Here is a 3,271-nt window from a genome sequence, read left to right on the forward strand (position 1 = left end):
TCAGGGGAACTAAAGTTCTTTGACATATTGGAAGAAGTTAAAAAAGAAGAGCAAACAACAATAGAGACGTTGTTAGCTTGAAGGAAAGATTGATGTGTTTACACATGATGATTTCCGTAGAGATAACAACAATCAAAAAAAAGCATTTCCATAGGCGCAAAAGGCTATGGAGAGAAGAAAGTAAATAAGAGCACACAGGGGATGCCTTGGCTCTCAGAGGCGATGAAGGACGTGATAAGCTGCGATAAGCTTCGGGTATTAGCAAATATGAATTAATCCGAAGATTTCCGAATGGGGAAACCTGGCTAGTTGAAGACTAGTCGTATATAATACGCAAACCTGCCGAACTGAAACATCTAAGTAAGCAGAGGAAGAGAAAATAATAATGATTTCCTAAGTAGTGGCGAGCGAAAGGGAAAGAGCCCAAACCACTTATGTTACGGCATATGTGGGGTTGTAGGACTACGATGTGGTATTAATGAAATGAAGTGGAACAGGATGGGAAGCCTGGCAATATAGCGTGAGAGCCGCGTACACGTAAGTAACATTAGCCTAGTAGTATCCTGAGTACCGCGAGGTCGGAGACGCCTTGTGGGAATCTGCCGGCACCATCCGGTAAGGCTAAATACTCCTGAGAGACCGATAGTGAACCAGTACCGTGAGGGAAAGGTGAAAAGAACCCCGAACAGGGGAGTGAAATAGAACCTGAAACTGTGTGCTTACAAGCGGTCGGAGCGTCCAGGTGGCGTGACGGCGTGCCTTTTGCATAATGAGCCTACGAGTTACTCTTCTCTGGCAAGGTTAAGTGTTTAAGACACGCAGCCGAAGCGAAAGCGAGTCTGAATAGGGCGTATAGTCAGGGGAGGTAGACGCGAAACCTTGTGATCTACCCATGGACAGGTTGAAGGTGCGGTAACACGTACTGGAGGACCGAACCGATAAACGTTGAAAAGTTTCCGGATGATCTGTGGGTAGGGGTGAAAGGCTAATCAAACTGGGAAATAGCTCGTACTCCCCGAAATGTTTTTAGGAACAGCGTGGTGGTAAAGTTATATAGAGGTAGAGCTACTGATTGGGTGCGGGGGAGTCAAATCCTACCAAATCCAGACAAACTCCGAATGCTATATAATATACACTGCAGTGAGGCCCGGGGTGCTAAGGTCACGGGCCGAGAGGGAAAGAACCCAGACCATCAGCTAAGGTCCCCAAGTTATAGTTAAGTTGAACTAACGAGGTCCGATTGCATAGACAGCTAGGATGTTGGCTTGGAAGCAGCCATTCATTTAAAGAGTGCGTAACAGCTCACTAGTCGAGCGATCGGGCATGGATAATAAACGGGCATTAAACTATACACCGAAGCTATGGGTAATATTAATATTACGGTAGGGGAGCATTCCAGCGGCAGCGAAGTTATGACGTAAGTTGTGGTGGAGCTTCTGGAAAAGCAAATGTAGGCATAAGTAACGATAAGGCGGGAGAGAAACCCGCCCACCGAAAGGATAAGGTTTCCTGATCAACGCTAATCGGATCAGGGTTAGTCGGGGCCTAAGGAGAACCCGAAGGGGATATTCGATGGACAACTGGTTAATATTCCAGTACTTTTTATAACTGCGATGTGGGGACGGAGTAGTGACACTGCCGCGATCTGACGGAATAGATCGTTAAAGGGCGTAGGTATTAGGACTGTAGGTAAATCCGCAGACTTAGCTGAAACCCGATAGTACTGCAAACCTTCGGGGGCGTAGATAGCGCAGGTAATCAGACTTCCAAGAAAAACCGCTAAGCTTCAGGTTATAAAAACCCGTACCGCAAACCGACACAGGTATCCGGGAAGAGAATTCTAAGGTGCTCGAGTGAATCATGGCTAAGGAACTCGGCAAAATGGCCCTGTAACTTCGGGAGAAGGGGCGCTGGTAGCAATATCAGCCGCAGTGAAAAGGCCCAGGCGACTGTTTAACAAAAACACATGGCTTTGCAAAATCGAAAGATGAAGTATAAGGCCTGACACCTGCCCGGTGCTGGAAGGTTAAGAGGGGATGTCATCCTCACGGAGAAGCATTGAATCGAAGCCCCAGTAAACGGCGGCCGTAACTATAACGGTCCTAAGGTAGCGAAATTCCTTGTCGGGTAAGTTCCGACCTGCACGAATGGTGTAACGATCTGGGCGCTGTCTCAGCCATGAGCTCGGTGAAATTGTGGTCCCGGTGAAGACGCCGGGTACCCGCAACGGGACGGAAAGACCCCATGCACCTTCACTACAATTTAACATTGACATTGGATACAAGATGTGTAGGATAGGTGGGAGACTATGAAGGGGCGTCGCTAGGCGTTCTGGAGTCAACGTTGAAATACCACCCTTTTTGTATTCGGTGTCTAACCCCTCTCTGAGGGGGACATTGTTTGATGGGTAGTTTGACTGGGGTGGTCGCCTCCAAAAAGGTAACGGAGGCTTTCAAAGGTAAGCTCAATACGCTTGGTAACCGTATGAGGAGTGCAATAGCATAAGCTTGCTTGACTGTGAGGCAGACAAGCCGAGCAGGGTCGAAAGACGGATATAGTGATCCGGTGGTTCTGCATGGAAGGGCCATCGCTCAAAGGATAAAAGGTACGCTGGGGATAACAGGCTGATCTCCCCCAAGAGCTCATATCGACGGGGAGGTTTGGCACCTCGATGTCGGCTCGTCACATCCTGGGGCTGGAGAAGGTCCCAAGGGTTCGGCTGTTCGCCGATTAAAGTGGCACGCGAGCTGGGTTCAGAACGTCGCGAGACAGTTCGGTCCCTATCTGTTGTGGGCGTAGGAATTTTGAGTGGGGCTGACCTTAGTACGAGAGGACCGGGTTGGACTAACCTCTAGTGAATCTGTTGTTCCGCCAGGGGCATTGCAGAGTAGCTACGTTGGGAATAGATAAGCGCTGAAAGCATCTAAGTGCGAAACTAGCCACGAGATGAGAATTCCATATAGGACCGTAGCAGACTACTACGTTGATAGGTTACAGATGTAAAGGTGGTGACATCAAAGTCGAGTAATACTAATAATCCGAAGCTTTCAAGAGCAATAAACTGTTGTTTGTTCTTCCTAACTTAACTTCTTTCAATAATATGTCACTGTTTGACCTGTATCCATAGATGGAGCAGGGAAACATTAAAAATATTTAGGTGCCTATATCGGTGGTGTCTACCTCTTCCCATTCCGAACAGAGAAGTCAAGCCCACCAGAGCCGATGGTACTGCGGTAACACGTGGGAGAGTAGGTCGGTGCCAAATCTTAAA

General features: G+C 48.0%; 2 rRNA genes. Both read left to right on the top strand.

The window, feature by feature from the left end:
• Positions 1-174: 174 nt before the first annotated feature.
• A 23S ribosomal RNA gene (locus DBR43_RS32045) occupies positions 175-3,053 on the top strand.
• Between the two features lie 100 nt (positions 3,054-3,153).
• Positions 3,154-3,265: ribosomal RNA gene (rrf, locus tag DBR43_RS32050) — 5S ribosomal RNA — on the top strand.
• The last annotated feature ends 6 nt before the right edge of the window (positions 3,266-3,271 follow it).

The sequence above is a fragment of the Pedobacter sp. KBW06 genome (genome assembly GCF_003852525.1).
Lineage (GTDB): Bacteria > Bacteroidota > Bacteroidia > Sphingobacteriales > Sphingobacteriaceae > Pedobacter.